The sequence below is a fragment of the Algoriphagus sp. genome (assembly GCF_024305035.1).
Taxonomy (GTDB): Bacteria; Bacteroidota; Bacteroidia; order Cytophagales; family Cyclobacteriaceae; genus Algoriphagus.
In genome coordinates this window covers 12,537-36,302 of record NZ_JAMWZB010000006.1, presented here as the reverse complement: position 1 = coordinate 36,302, position 23,766 = coordinate 12,537, and the positions used below count along the sequence as shown (strand labels likewise).

Here is a 23,766-nt window from a genome sequence, read left to right as displayed (position 1 = left end):
TATCAATTCATCCATCGACTCATAAATTCCAAGAATGCTTCTTTGTGATTGTCGCTGACACTGACTTGATGATTGCCGATATGGATGATGTTTTTTGAAACAGAATCAATATGTTCCAATGCCACAATGTAGGAGCGATGTACCCGCATAAAGCGCTCGGAAGGCAAGAGTTCTTCCATGCTTTTAAGGCTGGTTAACGAAAGCAGGGGAGAGGCTTTGGATTGGAGGTGAACTTTCACGTAATCCTTGTAGGCCTCGACATGGGTGATGTCGGAAAGCATGACCTTAACCAGCTGATATTCTACTTTTAAAAAAATATATTCTGGAGAAAGTGTTTTTTCCTCGGTGGCTGGTGTTCCTTTTTTTTCCTTGAGCCGCTCAAAATAGTTGTATGCTTTGGTGGCGGCATTGAGGAATTCCTCGTAGCTATAGGGTTTAAGGAGGTAATCTAAAGCATCCACTTTATAGCCCTCGATGGCAAACTGATGATAGGCTGTCGCAAAGATAATTCGAGTATGATCGGAGTTTTTCTTCCCATCTAAGACTCGGGCAAGTTCCATTCCCGACAAATCAGGCATCTGGATGTCCATCAAAATCAACTGCACTTCCTGTTGATTGAGAAAACCCAGAGCATCGATCGCACTACTGAATCGGCCGACGAGTTCTAAAAATGCAGTCTGCTCAATATACTTGCAGACTAAATCGAGTGCCAAAGGCTCATCGTCAACGGCTATACATTTGAGTTTCATGAAAGGTTGAGGGTAAGATTAATAAAATAGTGGTTTTGACTTTCGTCTTTTCCAAACTTCAGTTTATGTTTTTCAGGATATAATAAACTTAATCTCCGTTGTGTATTGATCAGTCCAATCCCACTTTCCTTGGCTTCAGGGCTTTCGGGATTGATCGGGAAGATCGAGTTTTTGGTTTCGAAAAATACAGTATCGCCCATGATTTCTAACTTGACGAATATTTCTGATTCCTTCTGAGAACTGATGCCGTGTTTGAAGCAATTTTCCAAAAATGGTAAAATGAGCATGGGGGCAATAGTCTGATTATTTTTGGGTTCGTCAAGCTGAATAGTGAGTTTGACTTTTTCGGTTAGTCGCATTTTCATCAACTCAATGTAATCCCGGATAAAATCCACTTCCTTACTCAAAAGCGTGGTTTCTTTTTGATTTTCATACAGCACATAGCGCATCATACGCGAAAGTTTCAATAATGCCTCCTGGGCTTTTTTGATGTCCAAGTTGGTGAGTGAATAGATATTATTGAGCGTATTGAAAAAGAAATGGGGATTGATCTGTGCTTTCAGGTAAGAAAGTTCGGTATTGATGCGTTGCTTTTCAAGCTCTTGACGATTGGCTTCGTCGTTTTGCCATTTTTGGACCAAAGCCAAAGAAGTGCTGAGTCCAATAGAAACCAGATAAAGTAAAAGCTGAAAAACATCTCCGGGCAGCCAGCGCTTGTGCGGTACAAAAGGCTTATCGGGATTAAACAGCTCATGCATGGCCCTGGGATATTGGATCAGCTGTTCAAAGTAAACCACAGCAAAATAAAACATTGCTGCTCCTGCTAGGACTAAAAGGAGATATAGGTAATTTTTTCCTCTAAGAAGGATTTTTGGGACAATGGTTTGGGCATTGGTATAAAAAATGGACACCAGTATAAATACTAGGAAAACCTGTTTCCACCAAAAGGCTATCGGCAATTCGATTTCTCCCATTCGCCAGGAAAGGGGAGATAGCAGCAGCAATACAATGCAAAGCATGATCCATCCTAGTACGTGGATAAGTATCGAAAGATTTTTTCTAGAGTTTATTGCAGGCATACACTTGATATTCAGCTGCAAACTAATACAAAGAATGTGCTTTATTCACTACTAATCTGCCAATTCCCAGATTTAGACGGCGAATTGTTGATTTGAATAGACCAAGGTTAGTTTAGTTGATATTTCCTCTTTGGAAGTGGTTTTTTGGAGATCTGTCGATGAATCTGCCCGATTCGTCTAGTATAAAAAATAAGCCGAAACAAAGCCTCTTTCTTTGGGGTATCCATTGGGTGAGTGCCCTCTTATTTGAAAACAAACCATGAAAAAACTACTCAGTCTATTTACATTAATTTTTGTGCTGACGGCCCAAATGGCCTTTTCGCAAGAACAAGAAGAAGATAAGCCGGCTCGGATCATCGGTGTGGCTATTGATGCCAATACGGGGGAACCTGTAGGATATGCTACTGCTGCTTTATTTAAAAAAGGACAGACGGTGAGTCTTGCCGGTGCCGTGGCAGATGGCGATGGAAAGTTTTTCATCACCGGCTTCGATCCGGGAGAATATAAACTCGAATTGACCTTTTTAGGGTATGAAACCCTCATTGTAGAAAATATCAAAGTCACCTCGACTAAAGGAGATACCGATCTTGGAAATCTAAAAATGTCGGACGAAGGTTTGGCACTGGAAGAAGTGACTGTTCAAGGTCAGCGCGAACTCATTGAGGAACGAGTAGACCGGACCATTTATAAAGCCGAAAATGACCGTACCACTGCCGGTGGAGATGCCACTGATGTGCTTCGTAGAGTCCCGATGCTATCGGTTGATTTGGAAGGAAACGTTTCCATGAGAGGAAGTAGTAACATTACCGTCTTGATTGATAACAGACCTTCGGCGATTGCAGCAAGTAGCATTACGGATGCTTTGCGCCAAATTCCAGCTGACGAAATCAAAGAAGTGGAAGTCATTACCTCCCCTTCCGCTCGATTTGATGCAGAAGGTACTTCAGGAGTAATCAATATTGTCACCAAGAAAAATAACCTTCAAGGCTTAACCCTGAGCGTGAATAGTGGGGTAGGCTTGAGAGGATCAAACTTAGGGTTAAACGGTAGCGCGCGAAAAGGCAAATTCGGCTTTTCTCTAGGCGGTTTTGGTCGTTCTGGATACAATATTCTTGGTCGCTTTGATAATGAACAGCAATTAATCGATCCCAATGGAAATCAATCGACAATTGCACAGTCAGCCGATACCGAGCGAAGAGACCTGTTTGGTCGATATAATTTTGGGGTAGATTACGAAATCAACAAATTCAATTTCTTGACAGGAGCGGTTAACTTTGGTATCAGAAACTCCAGAAACTGGCAAAACAACTTCTTGACGGAGACTTTTGTAAATGATGATTTGGTGAGAACTGCCCTTCGGGAAACAAACACCATCGATGAATCAAACTCTGTGGATGTAAGCTTGAACTACACCAAGACCTATGAGAAAAAAGGGAAAGAGGTCAGTTTATTGACGCTTTATAGTCGAAATAACCGGGAAAATTCCTTTGTCAATTCCTTGTTTAACGACGACTTGGAGACCATTAATTCCAGGTTGAGAAACGACAACCCCAGCAGGAATGAAGAATTTACAGTTCAGTTGGATTTTGTAAACCCACTCGGGGAAGAAGGGAATCAGATTCTAGAATATGGTGCGAAGAATATATTGAGAAAAGCCTATTCGGATTTTGCCTATTTCCAAGCAGAGGGAGCGGAAGGTCCTTATGAGGAACTGCTCGATCCTACCTTGAGCAATGAGTTTAGCTATGATCAGAATGTAACCGCGGGGTACGTGTCCTATACATTTGCTTTCCTAGAAAATTACACCTTGAAGCCCGGCCTGCGATACGAGTACACCACGATCAATGCGGATTTCAAAACCGAATTGGAAGCAGAAATTCCTAGCTACGGGACATTGGTGCCCAGTATCAATGCGAGTAGAAAATTAAAGAACGGTAATTTGATCAAGGCGGCCTATAACCGAAGAATTCAGCGTCCTTCCTTGAGATTTTTGAATCCCAATATCGAGGCTTCCAACCCACTACAGATTAGCCAAGGTAACCCACTTTTGGATCCGGAGTTAACCGATAACTACGAGTTGGGTTACTCGACGTTCATCAAAGGAACGATGTTAAACTTCACTGGTTTTTACAGAAATACCACCGGATCCATTCAATCTATTCGAAATGTAATTGATGATGGAATCATCTCCACTACGTTCGAGAACATCGGTCAGGAACAGGCCTTGGGTACCAATATTTTTGCCAATGTCAATATCAACAATAAGTTTTCATTGAATGGTGGTTTTGACTTGTACTATGCAATTCTAGATAATGGATTGACAGATCCGATGTTTGCGGCGCAAAACGAAGGCTGGGTAGTCAGTGGACGGATGTTTGGAAACTATACCTTGCCTAAAAACTGGCAGGTGCAGCTCTTTACTTTTGCCCGGGGAAGACAAGTTCAACTACAGGGAACAAGTGGAGGATTTGCGGCTTACGGATTGAGTATGAACAAGCAGTTTAAAGAAAAGCGTGGAAGTGTAGGTTTTGGAGTGGAGAATTTCTTGGCAAAGGAATTTATCATCCGAAACGAAACCATTACCCCGACAATCATTCAGAATAGCACCAGTGCGATTCGAAATATGAACTTTAAGATCAATTTTAGCTATCGAATTGGAAAACTCAGCATGGATGATCGCCCGAGAAGGAGACGTTCAGTTAGCAATGACGACCTGAAAGAAGGCGGCGGTGGCGGCATGGAAAATATGCAGAACAGTAATCGTTAAAAAAATCAAAAAAGCAAAGGCTCTGGGTTGCCAGAGCCTTTTTTCGGAACCCTTATCCTAGGTTGATACTTTTTACAGTAAATAGATAGATTGGGTAACAAAAAACCCTGGCTAGTCAGTCAGGGCTTTTTTATGGGATAAGGTTCCTAGTCTTTATAGGTTACTTTTTTGATCGCAGCTACCGTTCTTTTTACATTTGGAATAGTCGCTTCGATGTAGGTTGGTGCATAGCTCAAAGGTACGTCCATGGAATTTACTCGAATCACAGGAGCGTCCAGGTAATCGAAGGCATAGCGCTGGAAATGGTAAGTCAATTCGGATGAAATGGCTGCCAATGGATTGGCTTCCTCAACGATGACTGCCCGGTTGGTTTTTTTCAAGGATTCGACACAAGTCGCATAATCGATGGGTCGAACCGTTCTCAAATCAATGACCTCACAATCGATTCCTTCCTTGGCCATTTCTTCTGCTGCCTCTAGGGCAACTTTCATCATTTTTCCAAACGAGATGAGCGTCACATCTTTGCCTTTGCGCTTGATATCCGCTACTCCAATGGGTAATAAATATTCAGACTCAGGAACTTCACCTTTATCACTGTACATCAGCTCTGATTCCATGAAAATCACCGGATCTGGATCCCTGATGGAGGCTTTGAGCAGGCCTTTGGCATCGAAAGGATTCGATGGGACGACTACTTTCAAACCGGGCGTATTGGCAAACCAGTTTTCAAAGTTGGAGGAGTGAGTTGCCCCCAATTGTCCGGCATTTCCCGTTGGACCTCGAAATACAATCGGCACTGAGTAAGCTCCGCCTGACATGGCTAGCATTTTAGCAGCGGAATTGATAATTTGGTCGATAGCGACAAGCGAAAAGTTGAAGGTCATAAATTCGATAATTGGAATCAATCCATTCATCGCAGCACCTACTCCTAAGCCTGCAAAACCCAATTCGGAAATTGGCGTGTCATAAACCCGCTCTGGACCAAACTCATCCAGCATTCCTTGGGAAACTTTATACGCTCCATTATATTCAGCGACCTCTTCACCCATCAAAAAGACATTGGGATCACGTCTCATCTCTTCGGACATGGCCTCTCTGAGGGCTTCTCGAAATTGTATTTCTCTCATTAGTTTAAGACAAAATTTTGGCTCGTAAAAATAGAAAGGAATCGGGCAATTGCAAAGGCCCTGCTCTTGTTTATGTGGGAGACTTTTAACCGAGATAAACGGTTTTGGAATTGACAAACTCTAAAATTCCATACCGGCTTAGCTCCCGACCATAGCCTGATTTTTTGATTCCGCCAAATGGCAAGTGTGGATTGGAGGCAACCAAGGAATTGATAAATACGGCTCCTGATTCAATGGATTCGGCAATTTTTTCTGCTTTTTCCAACTCTTCAGACCACAAGGAGGCTCCCAGACCAAACGCTGAGTCATTGGCAAGTTTGATTGCTTCTTCTGTATTTTTAACCTTGAAAACCGAGGCTACGGGCCCGAATAATTCCTCGGAATAAGCAGGACTGTCTTTCGGGATTTCAGTCAAAATTGTAGGGTCAAAGCGTGCGCTATCTTTTTCGGGCTTATTTCCTCCCAAATGGATTCTTGCACCAGCTGCCACCGATTTTTGAACTTGTTCATACAATTCCTGGGCTAAATCCGGCCTGGCCATACTCCCAAAGTCACTTTTTTTTTCCAGCGGGTCACCGAACTTCATGGATTTTATTTTTTCGGTAAATAGTTCCAAAAATTGATCATAAACCGATTCAACCACGATAAAGCGCTTAGCGGCGATACAGCTTTGCCCAAAATTAATCATCCGGGCTTTTGCTGCCGTCTCACTTGCTTTTTTTACATCGGCATCATCCAGAATGATAAATGGATCGCTTCCACCTAATTCCAGCAGGGATTTTTTGATTTCTTGACCTGCTGCTGAAGCGACAGCTGCTCCTGCTTTCTCGCTTCCAGTTAGCGTGACTGCTTTTATTCTGGAATCCGAAATTATTTCAGTGGTCGTTTTCGAATCAATTAGCAGCGAAAGAAATACCCCTTTTGGAAATCCAGCTTTGATAAAAACCTCTTCAATGGCTAAGGAACACTGGGGAACATTTGAGGCATGCTTAAGTAGGCCGGTATTTCCTGCCATGAGTGTGGGGGCTGCAAACCGAAAGACCTGCCAAAAGGGAAAATTCCAGGGCATCACTGCTAAAACCGCACCGATGGGCTGATGGATAATTTTAGCCTTGGACCCATCGGGAAGATGAATTGGTTCGGCTTCCAAAAAGCCAGTTGCATTTTCTGCATAATAGTCACAGACCCAGGCACACTTCTCCACCTCGGCAATGGATTCCTTGATGACTTTACCCATTTCCAAGGAAATGATTTTGGCAAAGTATTCTTTTTCTTCCTTCAGAACTTTGGCAGCCTTTCGCATGAACTGGCCCCGCTCTTCCATGGAAAAATTCTTCCACAACTGAAAGGCTTGCGCGCTTTGTTCTAGTTTTCCCTCCAGTTCAGAGGAGGAAAGAGAGTCAAATTGGTTTAAAAGTTTTCCGGTAAAAGGGTTAATTGAGCTAATTTTAGTCATGGGTAGTGGGTTTTTGTTTTTCTTTCCAAGCTGTCAATCCACCATCGAGCATGTATACTTTTTTGAAACCGGCAGCTTTCATGGCAGCTCCTGCCTTAGCCGTTCGTTTCCCGGAACGGCAATACAATAAATAAGTCTTGGATTTGTCTAGTTGTTGGATATTCTGAGCGAAGTTTTCGTTTAAAAAGTCAATGTTGAGTGCTCCTTCGATTTGACCTTCTGCGATTTCTTCAGGTGTTCGGATATCCAAAAGTACATGGTTCTTTTTCGAGGTCATTTTGTCAAACTTTTCGACAGAGACCACTTTTGCGGAATCTGCTTTTCCTTGGGCGAAGAGCGGACTTCCAGTTAAAGTTAACAGGAATAAGAATGCGGAGAGAAAGATGAGTTTTTTCATGGTTTGGTTTTTGATTTGTGCTAAAGCGGTACATATTGAAGCAAAATTTAATCCCTTTCGTTTCAAATGTCCACTAAAATCGCACTGATTTCTGATTCTCACAGTTACATTGATCACAAAACCCTTTCTTATCTTCAGGAAGTGGATGAAATATGGCATGCAGGAGATATTGGGGACCTACAGGTAATGAAGGCCTTGCCAAAAGGGAAACTGATTCGAGCAGTCTTTGGGAATATAGACGATAGTAAGATTCAGCAGGATTATCCTGAATGGCAGATTTTTGAATTGGAAAAAATGAAAATTGCCATGACCCATATCGGGGGTAAGCCTCCCCGATACGCCAAAGGTATTAAATCACTGCTCAAGTTCGAAAAGGTACAGCTATTTGTTTGCGGACATTCCCATATCTGTAAGGTGGAATTTGACCGGGAGCTGAATTGCCTTTACCTGAACCCCGGGGCGATCGGTCAACAGGGTTTTCATCAGATGCGTACGCTTCTGCTCTTTGACTTGAATCAGGGGAAAGTTGAAAATCTCCGGGTTGTCGAACTTGGCAAGCGGGGCAAGCTAGATACTTTGACTTGAATGCTGCCACGATATTTGGAGCAACTAAATCAAATGCAGCTGCTCAAAGCCCGTAGGCTAGGAAGGGAAAAAGTCAAAAAAAAAGCGATCAAAGACCGCTTTCTACTGTTGAAATAAGAAGTTTACTTCTTATCAAAAGATTTTTTCAACTCTTCCACATCCACGTTTTTAATTACTGGCTGGGCGCTCAATTGCTTGATTCTAGCCACACGGGTATTCTGGCTTTGTCTTTTTCTTCTTAACTTTCTTTTCAGAGTAGTAACTGCCATGACTATATAATTTAAATGTTTTTGTTTCGAAACGGACTGCAAAGGTATGCAAACATTTTTTCTTTGTCCGCATGTAGTGCTAAGAAATTCAAGACCTTTTGCTGATTTGGTAAATAATTCTTCATTTTTTCGATAAATTTGACCTTTAATCACCAAAAGTATACCATGCAAAAACCGAGTTTGCCCAAAGGAACAAGAGATTTTGGCCCTGTTCAGATGGCCCGAAGAAATTTTATTTTTGAAACAATCAAAGATGCCTTTCAGCTTTTTGGCTATCAGCAAATTGAAACCCCTGCAATGGAAAATCTCAGTACCTTGACAGGAAAGTATGGAGATGAAGGTGATCAGCTGTTGTTTAAGATCGTAAATTCAGGTGACTTTTTGAAAAAGGTGGATGCTTCAGATCTGCAATTAGGGCCAAATGCTATGCTGCCTAAAATTTCAGAAAAAGGCCTCCGATACGACCTGACTGTGCCCTTTGCGCGATACGTGGTCATGAACAGAAATGAGCTGACCTTTCCTTTTAAGCGTTATCAAATCCAGCCGGTTTGGCGGGCAGACCGGCCGCAAAAGGGGAGGTATCGTGAGTTTTATCAATGTGATGCCGATGTGGTTGGAACCGATAGTTTGGTCTGTGAAGCCGAGATTATTTTGATGATCAGACGGGTTTTTTCAGGCTTGGGTATACCGGATTATTCCATTAAAATCAATAACCGTAAAATTCTAACGGGGATTTCAGAGGTCATCGGTGAGGCAGGTAAGGAAAGTTCACTAGCTGTGGCAATTGATAAATTAGATAAAATCGGCTGGGAAAAAGTTCGAGAAGAACTTCTAGAGCGAGGATTTGGCGAATCGGCTGTGCAAAAATTAGCACCGCTCGTGGAGGCATCATCACAGCAGGTTGATCATTTGGTTTTTCTTAAAACGTATCTTGCGGCATCTGAAATTGGACTGCAAGGTGTAAAAGAGCTGGAAGAAACTTTTGAAATCATCCAAACAATGGGAGAAGATCTCTCCCATGTTCAGTTGGATATGGTTTTAGCAAGAGGATTGTCCTATTATACCGGAGCTATATTCGAAGTCAAAGTTAATACGGTTTCAATTGGTTCAGTGAGTGGTGGTGGACGATACGATAATCTTACCGGAGTTTTCGGGCTGAGTGGAGTTTCCGGTGTGGGATTTTCTTTTGGCGTGGACCGGATTTATGATGTAATGGAGGAGTTGGGATTATTTCCCGAGCAAGACAATCAGGGTACTAAGATAATGTTAGCTTATTTTGACCCAAAAGGATTCGACTATGCACTCAGTTTGTTGACCAAGCTTAGAGCTGCTGGGATTCGATCAGAAATTTATCCAGATCAAGCTAAAATGAAAAAACAACTCGATTATGCGAGTAAAAAGGGAATTTCGTATGTGGGGATTTGCGGAGATGAAGAGATTGCCAATCAAACTATAGCTTTAAAAAATCTGATTTCAGGAAATCAGGAAAATTGGACCTTGGACCAAGTGATTGAGTACGTTAAGAAAGCTTAGTCAATTTGAATAATCGAATGGATGGGGATGGTGATTCCTCCTTTTAAAAGGACAAATTGATTTCCGACGGCCCATACGGTGGTGTACACTTCATAAATTTGTTCGTCAAAGGACTGGAAAGTGATCCGGACTTTGGTCTGAAGTAAGTTGCCCAACGTCTGGGATCGCTCCAATTCAAAAAGCCGCATTTTAATTTCTTCGGGAGATTGAAGAACTTCTTTGAGTCCAAAGCGTAGAGTTGAAATGTTTTCTTTATCGATTTTGATGGTTGTGTGCATGGTTAGGAAATTTGATTACTTCATTAATCGATAAAATTCCATAAATGTTACAAAAAATTACCTTATAAATTGCATAAGAATAAATATACCAAATTTTATTTGGAATAGCATGTTAAAAATAAGTTTAATTTTAAATAGGATCCCATGTTTGATATCATGAATATGATGAATAAGGTCAAGGAGGCTCAGGCCAAAATCAAAGAAGCCCAGTCCAAATTGGTTCATCTTACCGCCGAGGGAGAATCTGGTGCAGGTTTGGTCAAAGTCACGGTCAATGGAGAGCGGAAGGTTCTCAAAATTGAAATGGATGAATCGCTTTTGACTCCATCTGATAAAGAGATGTTGAGTGACTTGGTTGTAGCCGCTACCAATATCGCCATGGAAGCCATTGAGGTCAAAATCAAAGCCGCGATGAAATCAGCCACGGAAGGAATGATGCCGAATATCCCAGGAATGGACTTGGGAAGCATGTTTGGATGAAAACCTGCGCCATAGTCATCCTCAATTATAACGGACGGGAAATGCTTGAGCGTTTCCTGCCTTCCATTTGTCAATGCTCTAGCTATGACATTTGGGTGGTTGACAATGCCAGTTCGGATGACTCTTTAGCCGTTTTATCAGGAGTTTTTCCAGCGGTACATTTGATACATCTTTCTGAAAACTTTGGTTATGCCGGAGGTTATAATTGGGGACTGGAGCAGCTTAAAGGGAAATACGAGTTTTACATTCTGGTCAATTCGGATGTTGAAGTCAGCCCCAATTGGGATCTGAGCCTGATTGGTTTCCTTCAGAAAAAGGAGGACTACGTAGCCGTTCAGCCAAAAATTTTATCTGTTCAAAACCCTGACTTTTTTGACTATGCGGGAGCAGCGGGCGGTTTTCTCGATTCCCTGTATTATCCCTATTGCCGGGGTAGAATTTGGAATGTCATCGAGCAGGATAGGGGGCAATACGAAGATTCGATCGAAGTGGATTGGGCTTCAGGTGCTTGTTTTGCCCTCCGGGCCAGGCATTTTCATGAGGCGGGTGGATTTGATGCGCATTTTTTTGCCCATATGGAGGAGATTGATCTTTGTCTTCGGTGGAGGAGGAAAGGTTGGAAAATTGGATTTAGTGCGGAATCCGTAGTTTACCATTTGGGTGGAGCAACTTTGGATAGGAGTAGTCCTCGAAAACTCTATTTAAATATTCGAAACAGCCTCCGAATGATCGCAAAAAATGAAGGGGCTGCCCGCTTTTTCTTGATTTTTTTACTAAAAGCAGGAATGGAATTTGCGGCAGGTATGGGTTATTTGATTTCTGGAAAGCGAGAAATGTTCGTCGCAGTTTTTGAGGCCTATTGGGATTTTTGGAAATCTCGACACTTGGTCGAAAAAACGAACCACTTGGGGCCAAAGCCCATAAAAAAAGGTCCAGTGGACCTGATTTTCTGGAATTTTTTGGTTCTGAGAAAGAAATATTTCTCCAATCTTTAATCAAAAAGAACAGGATTATTCATCTTGCGGAAATACTTACGGATTTTCATCATCATTGCCATCGAAACATAGACAATCACCGGGGAGCCCAAGGTGATAAATGACGAATAAATGAAAAACAGACGTATGCTGTCAATCGGAAAGTTGAGCTTTTCACCTAGTCTCGAGCATACCCCAAAAGCACGCTCTTCGAAAAACAACTTTAATTTCTGCATGATCTTCAGTGGTTTAGTTATATACAAATATATCAAAATTCATTCTAGAATTAGCTAAGCAAAATGTCGGCCTCATTGTTTTCATCAAAATTTAATATTCTTCTGTTTTTTGTTTTTCTCCAATTCGGAACTATTGGATGGACTCAGAATTATCGGTTTTTGGAAAATGTTCAGCTTAAACCTGACAAATTAACCTATTTTAGAGATTCTGTCCGCTTTTCCATTCAAGGCGAAATCCCCATTGAATCGGTGGTTACTCCCAGAAATCCCCAGGTGAAACTTTCATTGAAAACAGCAGAAGTAAATTTAGATCTGGGATTTTTCGAATTACAAAAGAATCTAGCCAATTATTCCTACCAAAGGGATTTTATCCTGGCCTTTGAGCCTTGGATGGAATCGGCACAGCTCATCTTGGAATTTTTTCAGGGAAAAAAAAATAGAGAGGAAGCTTTTGAATCCAAAGTCCTCGCAAAAGGCATCATCACGACCCCATTTTTGGTGAAAATCGGGCAGGTAAATTCGGGGGAAGCGATTCCATCTGTCGGTCTGATGATCCCAACCGGGATGCAAGAGCGAGGAATAAGCAGGACCTTTGAGTCGACTGTTCAGTTTAATCCCGGAAGTTCTGAATTCAGAAAGACAGAAGCCAATGAAGCCATTTTCAAGTCCCTGCGAGAGTTTTTGATCGAGCATCCGTTTATAGAATCGGTTAAAGTTACCGGTTTGCAATCTCCTGAAGCCTCGGAAGGGAGAAACAGCAAATTGGGAATGGATCGGGCTGAGACAGTGAAACAAGAATTGATTTCTCGGAAAATTCTGTTGAGAGACTCACTCATTGAAGCGTCTGCCCGGTGGAATGATTGGTTTGATTTTAGACTTTTACTGCGGGAAGAGGATGAAATTAGTGACCAACGAAAAGAACAATATTATACGGTGCTGATGGATGGGACGGATTTTTTGGACCAACAGCAAAAACTCAAGCAAATTCCGGGTTTTTCACAGCTTTCCAGATCCTTGTTTCCCAAGCTTAGAGTGGCAAAAATTGAGGTGGTAGCCCGCTCGGGTAATGGATTGTCTCAACGGGATTATTCTCGTCTTCAGAGGGAATTGAATCAGAAATCTTCCCAGTCGAGTTTTTCCTTTTTGGATTGGGCTATTGCTGCCGAGGGAAGCCCGAGGTTGGAGAAGAAAGCTGAGATTTATAGTAAAATGACCGAGCTTTTTGGATTGGCTTTGCCCTATAATAATCTGGCAGTTATCCGAATGCGTGAAGCCCAACAAACACTGGATTTAGACCGGAAGGAAAAGCTTTGGGATGAGGCAGAATGGCTCCTCAATCGCGCAGCCAAAATCGAGAAAAATCCCTACTCCCTACATAATCTGGGACAGATTTATGCGCTTCGAGGATACTATTGGGAAGCCTATCAATTTCTCTCTGATGCCTCCGTAATGACAAGAAATTCTGATTTTTTGATGAAAAATGAAAGTTTGCGTGGAGCTTTGGATATCATCCGAGGGGATTATAAACTGGCGCTATTGAGATTTGATTACCCTTTTACCGATCCTGCGGATTACTTTAATAAAGGCTTGGCCTTTTATCTGGCAGGAGACTACGCCAATGCCTCCATTTCTTTTGAGGAATCCGTGGTGAAAAACCGAGAGTTTGGTTATGGCTATTATGGGCTAGCGCTGATTGCCATTAATAGTGGTCAAAAGGAGACTGCACTAATCCATCTTGATCGAGCTGCAAAATCCAATGCTGGGATTTACGCTCGAATTATGTCCGATCCAAGCTTCGAAGAGTTAAGAGAAGATCCAGAATTTTTTAAGATTTTGAAAAAAAATTAATACTAGAAGATTTTGTAGAATTTTTGAATTCCGGGCAAAAAATGAGGTGTTTTTTGTCAAAGAAGCTCATTTTTAACAGTTTCCGGTTTTGATTCAGTCAAAAATCGGCTACATTAGATTGTCAATTTAAAATTGATTGGAAGATTCCTACTGTAAAATCTTTCCATTACCAAATAATATTTCTGTTAAGGAATTTGAATTTTGTTTTAGAATCTTTAACATTGATGATTAAGTTGTACAATAAAACCCAAAATACTGCCTATGACCTATCCTTCCTAGCTAAACCTCCGTCTCTCACGTGGCATCGCTAGATGCACTCAAACCTATAGGATTTCATCCTTTTGCAGGTATTCGTACCGTGGTATAATCGCAATAGACCTTTCGAAAATTCGAGAAAACTTCTATTGCAATTATTTTGAGAATAATCGCAAACGATTGCATATCAATTAACAAACAAGTATTTGAGATTAATCTTGTTACCCAATCTATCTATGTTTATGAAAAATCTTTACAAAAATCTAAGTGCTGCATTCCTGCTCTTAGTGATAACCAGTTCGGCTGTCCTGGCGCAACGCGTAGTGACCGGTACCGTTCTGGATGAATTTGATACGGGCTTACCTGGAGTCTCTGTCCTCGTGAAAGGGACGACCAATGGTACAGCCACGGATATTGACGGGAAGTTCTCCCTCAATGTGCCTAATGATGAAGCTGTTTTAGTTTTCTCTTTTATCGGTTATACTAGAGTCGAACAACTGGTGGGAAACCGCAGCGTCATCGATGTTAAATTAACCCCAGATGAGCAAACCTTAACAGAGCTTGTTGTGACGGGGTATACGATCGACAGCCGGAGAGAGACGACCGGTGCGATCGCAACAGTGGACCCTAAGGATCTGACGGTAATTCCTACAGGTAACGTGGAACAGACGTTACAGGGTCGTGTTTCCGGGGTGACTGTAATTACCAACGGTCAGCCAGGTACTACATCCATCATTCGGGTTCGGGGTTTTGGTTCCTTCGGTGGAAACGAACCCCTTTATGTCGTTGATGGAGTTCCGGTAACCAATACGGACTTCTTAAATCCAGATGACATTGAGTCTACTACGGTATTGAAAGATGCCGCGGCTGCCTCTATTTATGGGGCGAGAGCTTCCAATGGGGTAATTATTTACACCACCAAGAAAGGCACCAGAAGCAATGAGAAAATCCGAGTGGATTACAATGGGATGTTTGGTGCTACCGATCCGGGTCAAGGCTTGGACATGATGAACCCTGCTGATTTTGCCGAGTACACTTGGTTAGCGGAACGTAATCAAGCCATGATTGATGGGGATGATCCAGAATTTGGACATGATCATTTTGGTTCTGGAACTTCTCCAGTTTTACCTTATTATCTAAGTGTGATTCGTCAAAATTCAGACGGGACACTCGAAAATGTTCCCGGTCAACCCGGTCCACTTTCTGCAGCCCAGATTGAGCAACAAGCAGCTTGGTACAATGTGGATCCTAATGCGGGACCAGTTCTTCAGTTAATTAGAGCCGCAACAGGAGAAGGCACAGACTGGTATGATGCCATTACCCGGACCGCTCCGCTTCACAGACATTCCATTGGTCTAAGCGGTGGTTCTGAAACGAGTCGATTCTATATCGGGATGGGTTATCAGGATCAGGCAGGTATTTTGTTGAATAACGATTTTAAGCGTATCTCCTTAAGAGCGAACTCTGAATTTGATGTAACCAACCGAATCCGTATTGGAGAGAACTTCCAAGCTACCTATCGTCAAGTCTTAGGACAATCCGGTGGTGCAGGAGGTAGAGGAATTGCACTGGATGAGAATGATATCCTTGGTGCCTTCCGGATGCCTTCCATTATACCGGTATATGATGAGTTTGGCGGCTATGCAGGTACTTCGGTAGGTGATTTTAATAACCCAAGAAACCCAGTAGCTAGTCGTGAAGGTCAGAAAGACAATAGAAACTTCAATGCCAATATTTTTGGTAATGTGTATGCCGAGATTGATTTAATTGAAGATTTGACGTTCCGTACTACTATCGGGGGGCAATACAACAATTATTACTATTGGGGCTATAGCAGAAGACAGTATGAAAACTCAGAGAACAACTCTGCTTTTGGATACAACGAAGGATCTGGATTTAGTTTTGCCTGGACTTTCACCAATACTCTTGCTTGGAAGAAAACCTTTGATAAGCATGCATTTGATGTGATTGTAGGTCAAGAAGCCTTGAATACTGGATCAGGTAGAAATATCGATGCAAATGGACAGAATCCTTTCTCTCAAGATCCAGACTTTATTACCATCACCAATCTACCGGTAAGTACACGAATTGTAAACTCTGGATTATTCAGAGGGGTAAACTTTGCTTCCTATTTTGGACGAGTAAATTACACTTACAATGATAAGTACCTCTTTAGTGCGGTATTACGACGCGATGGTTCATCCGTATTTGGTATAAATGCTCGATATGGAACCTTCCCTGCATTTTCTGCAGCATGGAGAATCTCTTCGGAGCCCTTTATGCAATCCGCTTCTTGGATTGATGATTTGAAAATCCGAGGGGGTTGGGGACAAATGGGTAACTCAAACCCAGTACCGGCTACCAACCAATTCTCTACCTTTGGAGGTGATATCGGAGCATCTTCTTATGATATCTCTGGATCCAACTCTTCTGCCGTGATTGGTTTTAGAAGAACCCGTATCGGTAACCCCAATACCCAGTGGGAAACTGCGGTTACTCAAAATATTGGGTTTGACGGTACCTTCTACAATGGTCGCTTGGATGTGATCTTTGATTGGTGGAAAAAAGATACCAAAGACTTACTATTCCAATTGCCAATTCCTCAAACGGCAGGTAGTAATGCAACTCCTCCGTTTATTAATATTGGTGAGATGTCCAATAGTGGTTTGGATCTTTTGGTGACTACTCGAGGTAATCTTTCCTCTCAATTCACTTATGAGTTGACCGTAACGGGTTCCACTTTGAAAAATGAGATTGTATCTCTTGCACCAGGTTTGGATTTCATTACTTCCATCAACCCTAGCTTTAGAGGGATCCAGCCAATCAGAAACCAAGTGGGCCAATCTCTATCTGCTTTCTTTGGATATAAGCAAATTGGCCTATTCCAAAGTGAAGAAGATGTAGCAAGCCATGCCGATCAACAAGGTGCTGCTCCAGGTCGATTGAAGTTTGAAGATATCGATGGCGATGGAGAAATTACTCCTGATGATCGTACCTTCTTGGGTTCTCCGGTTCCTGATTTTACAGGAGGTCTTAACTTCTCTGTAGGATACAAAGGATTCGATATTGCTGCTTATTTCTATGCATCTGTAGGAAACGAAGTATGGAACCAGTCTCGTTGGTTTACTGACTTCTTCCAGACTTTTGAAGGTGCTGCAATTTCTGAGCGATTGAAGGATTCTTGGACTCCTGAAAATCCAAATGCTACCGTGCCAATCGTAGAAAGAACCACCAACTTCTCAACTTCTGAGCAAGCTAATTCCTACTACATTGAGGACGGCTCGTACTTGAGATTGCAAAACGTGACGTTGGGCTATACCCTTCCACAGCAATTCTTGGATAAGTATAACATCGGAAGAGCTAGAATCTTCGCAGGGGCAAACAATCTATTTACCTTAACCGGTTATTCAGGGTTGGATCCTGCAGTAGGTGGATCTGCTGATACCACTTTCGGTATCGATATCGGAAACTATCCAGTAACAAGAGGGTATACTTTTGGAGTAAACCTGAGTTTCTAATAGTTAACATTTAAATCTGAATCGAGTTATAGAAACTATAATAGATTATAAAAAATGAACAATTTTAAATTAAAAATCGGAGCCCTATTATCATCCGCAGCGATGATGGTAGCAGTGAGTTGTAGCGATGATTTTCTTAACGTAGCCCCTACAGGGGTATTGGCAGAGAATCAGTTGTCTACGGTAGCGGGGTTGGAGGCATCTTTGATTGCAGCATATTCCCAGGTAAACGGTCGTGCAAACCGTTTGGCCTCAGCATCCAATTGGGTATGGGGTAGTATTAGAGGCGGTGAAGCCAACAAAGGGACTGACCCCGGTGACTTTGCGACCATTAACCCTATTCAGCGGTTTGAAACTAACTCAGCATCTGGGGATATTGGAGCAAAATGGAATGGTGCCTACGAAGGCATCGCTCGTGCAAACTCAGTGTTGAGATTGATTCAAAATCCGGCTGATGATGTAACGGAAGCGGATATTACCCGTATCAGTGCACAAGCTCGTTTCTTGAGAGGTCATTACTACTTCGAACTGAAAAGAGACTACAACAATACTCCTTATGTGGATGAAACGGTAGATTACGGATCAGGTCTCGAAGAAATAAGCAACAATCAGGACCTATGGCCTTTTATTGAAGCTGATTTCCAATATGCAGTAGATAACTTGCCTCCTACTCAGCCTCAAGTAGGCCGGGTAAATCAGTGGGCGGCAAAGGCCTACTTGGCCAAAGTCTATCTGTATCAAGGAAAATACGCTGAGGCAAAGACCTTATTTGATGATGTAATTGCTAATGGGGTGACTTCCAATGGCGTGAAGTTTGGTTTGGTTGACCAATATCAGAACCTTTGGAGAGGTGCATTTGACAATAATCAGGAAACGGTGTGGGCTTATCAGTCTGCAGCGGGTACTGGATCTGTCAATAACGCCAACCCAGAGTTTGATTTGAACTTCCCGTATAATTCGGCGGCTCCTGGAGTTTGCTGCGGATTCTACCAGCCTAGCTTTAGTTTTGTAAACTCCTTCCGTACTGATGCTAATGGCCTTCCATTACTAGACCGTCAATACAATGAAGGAGCCAATCAGGTGAAGAACGATATGGGTCTTGGAAGTGGAGATGACTTTACTCCCGACACAGGAAACTTGGATCCTCGTCTGGATCATACTGTAGGTCGTAGAGGAATTCCGTACTTGGATTGGCAAGATCACCCCGGATCTTCTTGGATCCGTAACCAGCCCAATGGCGGTCCTTATTCGAACAAAAAGTATGTTTACTCTAGAGATGAAGTAGGTTCATTCCAGGATAACTCTTCTTGGACGCCAGGATACACTGGATTGAATGTGTACATCATCCGATTCTCTGATGTGTTGTTGATGTCCGCAGAGGCCGATATCGAAACGGGTAATTTGGAATCTGCTCGTCAAAAAGTAAACCGGGTTCGAGAAAGAGCTCAGAACTCAAACCTTGAACGAGAAGATGGTACGCTTGCGGCCAACTACGTAGTTGGTCTATATGAGACGCCTTGGACAGATCCTACGGTTGCCCGTAAGGCAGTAAGACTTGAGCGTATGCTTGAGTTGGGCATGGAAGGACATCGATTCTATGATTTGGTTCGATGGGGTATTGTCAATGAAGAAATGAACGCTTACCTTCAGTATGAAGCGCAGTTCCTTTCTTCTACATTCGGAGGAGCTACCTTTACCGATCCTTACATCTATAATCCAATCCCGCTGGATCAAATTGACTTGGTAGGTTCGGATATTCTGATTCAGAACCCTGGATTCTAATTTCAGAATCTGAATGAATTTAAAAGAAGGCTTTCGGGCCTTCTTTTTTTGTGTTTATTTGATTGATTTTAGCATATTTTTTTTCCGCTTGACTGATAAATGCTAATTTCAACCCTAACAATTAGCCCAAACCTACCTATGAAATTGAAATTTCAACTGGCCCTAGGAGTCCTTGTTTTGGGACTTTACTCTTGTCAAAAAGAAGCTAAATTATTTGAATTGAAGGATCCTGAAAGAACCGGAATTGAGTTTAACAACTTGATAACCGAAACGGATTCCTTTAATATTCTAACCGATGAGTATATTTTCAATGGAGGTGGGGTTGCCGTTGCGGATTTTGATCAAAATGGGCTCCCTGACCTATTTTTTACCGGGAATCAGGTAGCCAATAAACTTTACCTGAATCGTGGTGATTTTCGCTTTGATGAGGTGTCAGCCAAATCGGAAATTGGAGCAGTGAACCATTGGTGTACGGGAGTGACGGTGGTCGATATTAATGGCGATGGCTGGATGGATATTTATGTGGCTACTGCCATGAAAACTGGTCCCAAAGAGCGAAACAATCTCCTATTTGTCAATCAGGGATTGAACGAAGCGGGGGATTTGATATTTGAAGAAAAAGCCGAGTCCTACGGGATTGCTGATCCCGGAAATAGCATGGGGGCAGCCTTTATAGATTACGATTTGGATGGGGATTTGGACCTTTACGTGCTCAATAATGAGCAAAGCAAAATCATCCCTTCGAACTATCGGGAGAAAATAACCGATGGCTCGGCGATCAATAATGATGCTTTTTACCGTAATAATGGTGACGGGACTTTTACCGATGTGACCCAAGAGGCTGGAATTACCATCGAAGGGTTTGGATTGGGACTTTTGATCACCGATGTCAACAATGACGGCTGGCCCGATATTCATGTGTCCAATGATTATGTAACCAATGATATTTTATACATCAATAATCAGGATGGTACGTTTTCCAATCAAAGTTCGAATTGGATAAAGCACCAAAGTCAGTTTTCCATGGGGGCGGATTTTTCGGATTTCAACAATGACCTCCAGCCTGATCTGATTACACTTGATATGTTGGGTGAAGATAATTATCGTAAGAAAACGACCATAGGCAAAAACTCCTATCAGGTTTACATCAGCAATGAACAATGGGGTTATGAATACCAGCATGTCCGAAATATGCTCCATATCAATAATGGACCGGATGTCCCTTTTAGCGAGATTGGGATGTATGCAGGAGTTTATCAAACGGATTGGTCCTGGTCTCCGCTTTTTACCGATGTGGATAACGATGGCTGGAGAGACTTGTTGGTGACCAATGGCTTCCCTCGGGATATCACGGATAAAGATTTTGCCAATTACCGGGCTGATGTGGGAAATGTAGCAACGGTTCGTCAGCTCTTGGATTCCATTCCTATTGTCAAAATCCCGAATTATGCATTTAAAAATCAGGGAGACCTGACCTTTGAGGATTCGGGTGAGGCCTGGGGATTAAACCAACCCTCCTTTTCCAATGGGGCGGCTTTTGTGGATTTGGATCTGGATGGAGATTTGGATTATGTAGTCAATAATATCAATGATCCCGCTTCGATTTTTGAAAATACGCTCAATCAAAAACCTGAGCCTCCCCATTTTCTCCGTGTCAAGCTTATGGGTCCAAAGGGTAATCCTCAGGGATTGGGAGCAAAAGTAATAGTGAGCTTATCCGATGGGACTAGGCAATTTCAGGAGCAGCAGGTGGTTCGAGGTTACATGTCATCTGTTGAAGAGGTTATTCATTTTGGGTTGGGTAAGGGGAATGTCACTTCCCTTCAGGTCATTTGGCCCGATGGAAAAACTTCCATTACAAAACAGCCGAAATCCAATCAAGTGCTGGAGGTAGCTTATAAAAATGCAGAATCCGGAAAACTCCCATTGGCTAGGATAGAAGCAGAGTTTAGAGAAAAGCTTTTGAATGAACTTAATTCGGAAAGTGGTTTGGATTTTACACACGAGGAGTTGGATAAGGTGGATTATAATGTGCAACGGACCCTCCCTCATAAACTCACCCAATACGGTCCCGCTTTAGCAGTAGGTGATTTGGATGGAAATGGAACGGATGATCTTCTCATCGGTTCGTCTTCGGGAAATTCCCCAGTGATTTTTTCGCAAAATTCGGATGGCAGCTTTAATCGAAGGGACTTATTTGATCAGGACGTGGATCGCGCATTTGAGGAGCAGGGGATCCTACTTTTTGATTTGGATAATGATGGTGATTTGGATATATACTTAGTCGGAGGGAGCAATGAGTTTGCAGCAGGATCTCCCAATTATCAGGACCGGATTTTCATCAATAATGGAAAAGGGGAATTCACTCAAGAACAGGAGTTTAAAGAACTAGCAGGAAGCGGAAGTGTCGTACGGGCAGCAGATTTTGATCGAGATGGCTATTTGGATCTTTTTGTAGGCGGGCGAACCCCGGTGGCTCACTATCCCCTTCCTGAGAATAGCTATTTGCTGAAAAATGAATCGGGGAAACTCCAAAATGTTACTGATGAAGTAGCCGAAGGATTGAAATCTGTGGGTATGGTAACCGATGCCCTTTGGACTGATATTGATGGGGATAACTGGTTGGATTTGATCGTAGTCGGAGAGTTAATGGAGATTTCTATTTTTAAAAACCAGGCGGGGAAACTGGTGAAATCCTCCCAAACTGGTTTGGAAAATTATTTAGGCTGGTGGAATAGCATTGCTCCTGGAGATTTTGATCAAGATGGAGATATGGATTACATCGTGGGAAATTTAGGTGCCAATAACCATTATCATCCTTCAGCTGAAAGACCTGTAAAAGTTTACGCCAAAGATTTTGACCAGAATGGGAGCATGGACCCAGTGATTTTCTCTTGGTATAAAAGCAGAAATGGAGAGTTTGAGTCCTATCCTGTTCATTTTTGGGATGATTTGTATGGCCAGAGTACGCTATTTAGGAGAAAGTTTGAACGTTACAAAGCTTATGGTCAAACCACTGAGTCTACACTTTTTACAGAAGAAGAACGCAAGGATGCAGTAATTTTGACGGGTAATTATGACCGATCAGTCTGGCTAGAAAACAAAGGAAAGGGGGAGTTTGAAATCCACCCGCTTCCGGTAGCGGCTCAGATGGCTCCGATTTTTGGAATTCAAGTGGATGATTTTAATCTAGATGGATTTCTGGATGTGATGCTGGTTGGAAATGATTTTGGAAATGAGATTTTTATTGGCCGTTTAGACGCGTTTAATGGGCTGATTTTGTTAGGTGAGGGTAACGGGATTTTTACTCCCCTGACACCGGCTGAAAGTGGCTTTTTAGTCCCAGGAGATGGAAAAGCCCTAGTGAAATTGTCCTCAGCTTCCAAGGGTCCGCTTTACATCGCTTCGCAAAATCGTGGTCAACTTAAGGTTTTTGAAAAATTAGTTCAACAGGGAAGTTCCTTGAAACTCCCCAAGGATATTATTGCGGTTTTGGTCCAACTGGAAAATGGAAAAACCCAACGAATAGAAATCCCTTTTGGCTCCGGATTTTTCTCTCAATCTACTCGGGAAATTACGTTGCCAAAAGGAGCTCAATCTTTGAAAACCATCAATTATAGGGGAGAGGAAAAGGAATTAGACCTCTCCCAATTGGATTGATTATCGATACAAATTGTCCGGTTTGACCTCACAGATTTCCACGATAAGTTGGGCTACTTTTTCCGTGACATCCTCAAAATAGCGCTTGCCATTTTCGGCACTGGCTTTTTTGGGGTTTCCGATTCCGGTATCGGCTGTGACCTCTGACCATTTTCGCTCTGCCCAAGCCCAGCGCTCTCGGACACCGGAGATGACACTTTTCTTTTCATTCCCATCTCCGGCCTCTTCCAGTGGAAGTACCAAATCGGGATGCAAATGTAAAATTAAAGCAGTTTCCATTTCGTCTGCATGGTCCCCTTGTTCAGCAAAGTAGCGGGTTTTGTCCAAAGCCTGAAACCAATTGCAGGTGAACAACATCATCTGGGGAAATTTCAAACCTAATTCTCGAAGGGCTGTTTTGAAATCATTCCCTCCGTGACTGTTTAAAATGAGAAGTTTCTTGACCCCTTGCCGATCCAAAACCGTGATTAGATCATTCAAAATGGCAAATTGAGTACTGGGATTTAAATTCATGTCTAAATAAATATCAGCCTGTCCTGTATTAACCCCGAAAGGAATGGAAGGTAAAATCACCACATTAGCACCTTTCTCCCAAGCTTTCTTCCCGGATTCCTCGCCAATTGCATCCGCTTCATAAATATCTGTCCCATAGGGCATATGGTAATTATGCGCTTCAGTAGCGCCCCAGGGAAGGACAGCTAAATCAAACCGATGATCTTTTAAGGATTTCCAATTGGCTTCTTTTAGGATATAAGGTCTCATTGATTTTGGAA

At 42.4% G+C, this 23,766-nt stretch carries 18 protein-coding genes; 9 read left to right on the top strand and 9 right to left on the bottom strand.

Going from position 1 to position 23,766, the window contains the following annotated elements:
- Nucleotides 1-2: 2 nt before the first annotated feature.
- Complete coding sequence (locus tag Q0L00_RS04500; protein WP_297335671.1) at nt 3-749, bottom strand: LytTR family DNA-binding domain-containing protein; 747 nt, start codon at nt 747-749, stop codon at nt 3-5.
- Nucleotides 746-1,828 (bottom strand): histidine kinase, encoded by a 1,083-nt coding sequence (locus Q0L00_RS04495; RefSeq protein WP_297335670.1) that lies wholly within the window; start codon nt 1,826-1,828, stop codon nt 746-748. Before Q0L00_RS04495 ends, Q0L00_RS04500 begins: the two co-directional genes overlap by 4 nt.
- Nucleotides 1,829-2,087: 259 nt before the next feature.
- Here Q0L00_RS04495 and Q0L00_RS04490 point away from each other — a divergent pair, with 259 nt between their 5' ends.
- On the top strand, nt 2,088-4,595 hold the full coding sequence (locus tag Q0L00_RS04490; RefSeq protein WP_297335669.1) for a TonB-dependent receptor: 2,508 nt from the start codon (nt 2,088-2,090) through the stop codon (nt 4,593-4,595).
- 146 nt (nt 4,596-4,741) lie between these two features.
- Here the strand turns inward: Q0L00_RS04490 and Q0L00_RS04485 are convergent, their stop codons facing one another.
- From Q0L00_RS04485 to Q0L00_RS04475, 3 genes are all read right to left on the bottom strand, one after another.
- Nucleotides 4,742-5,722 carry a pyruvate dehydrogenase complex E1 component subunit beta gene (locus Q0L00_RS04485; RefSeq protein ID WP_297335668.1) on the bottom strand — a complete coding sequence of 327 codons (981 nt, stop codon included), beginning with the start codon at nt 5,720-5,722 and terminating at the stop codon, nt 4,742-4,744.
- An 85-nt stretch (nt 5,723-5,807) separates the two neighbouring features.
- Nucleotides 5,808-7,178 (bottom strand): NAD-dependent succinate-semialdehyde dehydrogenase, encoded by a 1,371-nt coding sequence (locus Q0L00_RS04480; protein WP_297335667.1) that lies wholly within the window; start codon nt 7,176-7,178, stop codon nt 5,808-5,810.
- Complete coding sequence (locus tag Q0L00_RS04475; RefSeq protein ID WP_297335666.1) at nt 7,171-7,575, bottom strand: rhodanese-like domain-containing protein; 405 nt, start codon at nt 7,573-7,575, stop codon at nt 7,171-7,173. The genes Q0L00_RS04480 and Q0L00_RS04475 overlap by 8 nt, the downstream gene beginning before the upstream one ends.
- A 66-nt stretch (nt 7,576-7,641) precedes the next feature.
- Between Q0L00_RS04475 and Q0L00_RS04470 the strand changes: the two genes are divergently transcribed.
- On the top strand, nt 7,642-8,160 hold the full coding sequence (locus tag Q0L00_RS04470; protein ID WP_297335665.1) for a metallophosphoesterase family protein: 519 nt from the start codon (nt 7,642-7,644) through the stop codon (nt 8,158-8,160).
- A 122-nt stretch (nt 8,161-8,282) separates the two neighbouring features.
- Here the strand turns inward: Q0L00_RS04470 and Q0L00_RS04465 are convergent, their stop codons facing one another.
- Nucleotides 8,283-8,600 carry a hypothetical protein gene (locus Q0L00_RS04465; RefSeq protein ID WP_297335780.1) on the bottom strand — a complete coding sequence of 106 codons (318 nt, stop codon included), beginning with the start codon at nt 8,598-8,600 and terminating at the stop codon, nt 8,283-8,285.
- Here Q0L00_RS04465 and hisS point away from each other — a divergent pair.
- A complete protein-coding gene (hisS, locus tag Q0L00_RS04460) occupies nt 8,595-9,962 on the top strand; it encodes a histidine--tRNA ligase (RefSeq protein ID WP_297335664.1) in 1,368 nt (455 codons plus the stop codon). The genes Q0L00_RS04465 and hisS overlap by 6 nt on opposite strands.
- On the opposite strand, the gene Q0L00_RS04455 is transcribed toward hisS, so the two are convergent.
- On the bottom strand, nt 9,959-10,240 hold the full coding sequence (locus Q0L00_RS04455) for a hypothetical protein (RefSeq protein WP_297335663.1): 282 nt from the start codon (nt 10,238-10,240) through the stop codon (nt 9,959-9,961). The two genes, hisS and Q0L00_RS04455, sit on opposite strands and share 4 nt — an antisense overlap.
- Before the next feature lie 144 nt (nt 10,241-10,384).
- Between Q0L00_RS04455 and Q0L00_RS04450 the strand changes: the two genes are divergently transcribed.
- Together Q0L00_RS04450 and Q0L00_RS04445 are read left to right on the top strand one after the other, a co-directional pair.
- On the top strand, nt 10,385-10,720 hold the full coding sequence (locus Q0L00_RS04450; RefSeq protein ID WP_297335662.1) for a YbaB/EbfC family nucleoid-associated protein: 336 nt from the start codon (nt 10,385-10,387) through the stop codon (nt 10,718-10,720).
- Entirely contained in the window at nt 10,717-11,715 is a 999-nt protein-coding gene (locus Q0L00_RS04445; protein WP_297335661.1) for a glycosyltransferase family 2 protein, read from the top strand. Before Q0L00_RS04450 ends, Q0L00_RS04445 begins: the two co-directional genes overlap by 4 nt.
- On the opposite strand, the gene Q0L00_RS04440 is transcribed toward Q0L00_RS04445, so the two are convergent.
- Complete coding sequence (locus Q0L00_RS04440) at nt 11,712-11,930, bottom strand: PspC family transcriptional regulator (RefSeq protein ID WP_092788219.1); 219 nt, start codon at nt 11,928-11,930, stop codon at nt 11,712-11,714. The two genes, Q0L00_RS04445 and Q0L00_RS04440, sit on opposite strands and share 4 nt — an antisense overlap.
- A 75-nt stretch (nt 11,931-12,005) precedes the next feature.
- Between Q0L00_RS04440 and Q0L00_RS04435 the strand changes: the two genes are divergently transcribed.
- From Q0L00_RS04435 to Q0L00_RS04420, 4 genes are all read left to right on the top strand, one after another.
- Entirely contained in the window at nt 12,006-13,778 is a 1,773-nt protein-coding gene (locus Q0L00_RS04435) for a hypothetical protein (protein WP_297335660.1), read from the top strand.
- 491 nt (nt 13,779-14,269) lie between these two features.
- Nucleotides 14,270-17,551 (top strand): TonB-dependent receptor, encoded by a 3,282-nt coding sequence (locus Q0L00_RS04430; RefSeq protein WP_297335659.1) that lies wholly within the window; start codon nt 14,270-14,272, stop codon nt 17,549-17,551.
- A 54-nt stretch (nt 17,552-17,605) separates the two neighbouring features.
- Nucleotides 17,606-19,333, top strand: a complete 1,728-nt coding sequence (locus Q0L00_RS04425; RefSeq protein ID WP_297335658.1) for a RagB/SusD family nutrient uptake outer membrane protein — start codon at nt 17,606-17,608, stop codon at nt 19,331-19,333.
- A 138-nt stretch (nt 19,334-19,471) separates the two neighbouring features.
- Nucleotides 19,472-22,993: a VCBS repeat-containing protein gene (locus tag Q0L00_RS04420; protein WP_297335657.1), complete on the top strand. Its 3,522-nt coding sequence runs from the start codon at nt 19,472-19,474 to the stop codon at nt 22,991-22,993.
- Here the strand turns inward: Q0L00_RS04420 and Q0L00_RS04415 are convergent, their stop codons facing one another.
- Complete coding sequence (locus Q0L00_RS04415; RefSeq protein WP_297335656.1) at nt 22,994-23,755, bottom strand: creatininase family protein; 762 nt, start codon at nt 23,753-23,755, stop codon at nt 22,994-22,996. It abuts the gene before it with no gap.
- Between the last annotated feature and the right edge of the window lie 11 nt (nt 23,756-23,766).

Excerpts from the sequence above, each read along its gene's own strand:
- Q0L00_RS04480 (WP_297335667.1), bottom strand. The coding sequence starts at position 7,178 with ATGACTAAAATTAGCTCAATTAACCCTTTTACCGGAAAACTTTTAAAC.
- Q0L00_RS04455 (WP_297335663.1), bottom strand. The coding sequence starts at position 10,240 with ATGCACACAACCATCAAAATCGATAAAGAAAACATTTCAACTCTACGC.
- Q0L00_RS04475 (WP_297335666.1), bottom strand. The coding sequence starts at position 7,575 with ATGAAAAAACTCATCTTTCTCTCCGCATTCTTATTCCTGTTAACTTTA.
- Q0L00_RS04500 (WP_297335671.1), bottom strand. The coding sequence starts at position 749 with ATGAAACTCAAATGTATAGCCGTTGACGATGAGCCTTTGGCACTCGAT.
- Q0L00_RS04430 (WP_297335659.1), top strand. The coding sequence starts at position 14,270 with ATGTTTATGAAAAATCTTTACAAAAATCTAAGTGCTGCATTCCTGCTC.
- Q0L00_RS04470 (WP_297335665.1), top strand. The coding sequence starts at position 7,642 with ATGTCCACTAAAATCGCACTGATTTCTGATTCTCACAGTTACATTGAT.
- Q0L00_RS04425 (WP_297335658.1), top strand. The coding sequence starts at position 17,606 with ATGAACAATTTTAAATTAAAAATCGGAGCCCTATTATCATCCGCAGCG.
- Q0L00_RS04445 (WP_297335661.1), top strand. The coding sequence starts at position 10,717 with ATGAAAACCTGCGCCATAGTCATCCTCAATTATAACGGACGGGAAATG.
- Q0L00_RS04420 (WP_297335657.1), top strand. The coding sequence starts at position 19,472 with ATGAAATTGAAATTTCAACTGGCCCTAGGAGTCCTTGTTTTGGGACTT.
- hisS (WP_297335664.1), top strand. The coding sequence starts at position 8,595 with ATGCAAAAACCGAGTTTGCCCAAAGGAACAAGAGATTTTGGCCCTGTT.
- Q0L00_RS04450 (WP_297335662.1), top strand. The coding sequence starts at position 10,385 with ATGTTTGATATCATGAATATGATGAATAAGGTCAAGGAGGCTCAGGCC.
- Q0L00_RS04415 (WP_297335656.1), bottom strand. The coding sequence starts at position 23,755 with ATGAGACCTTATATCCTAAAAGAAGCCAATTGGAAATCCTTAAAAGAT.
- Q0L00_RS04485 (WP_297335668.1), bottom strand. The coding sequence starts at position 5,722 with ATGAGAGAAATACAATTTCGAGAAGCCCTCAGAGAGGCCATGTCCGAA.
- Q0L00_RS04440 (WP_092788219.1), bottom strand. The coding sequence starts at position 11,930 with ATGCAGAAATTAAAGTTGTTTTTCGAAGAGCGTGCTTTTGGGGTATGC.
- Q0L00_RS04490 (WP_297335669.1), top strand. The coding sequence starts at position 2,088 with ATGAAAAAACTACTCAGTCTATTTACATTAATTTTTGTGCTGACGGCC.
- Q0L00_RS04495 (WP_297335670.1), bottom strand. The coding sequence starts at position 1,828 with ATGCCTGCAATAAACTCTAGAAAAAATCTTTCGATACTTATCCACGTA.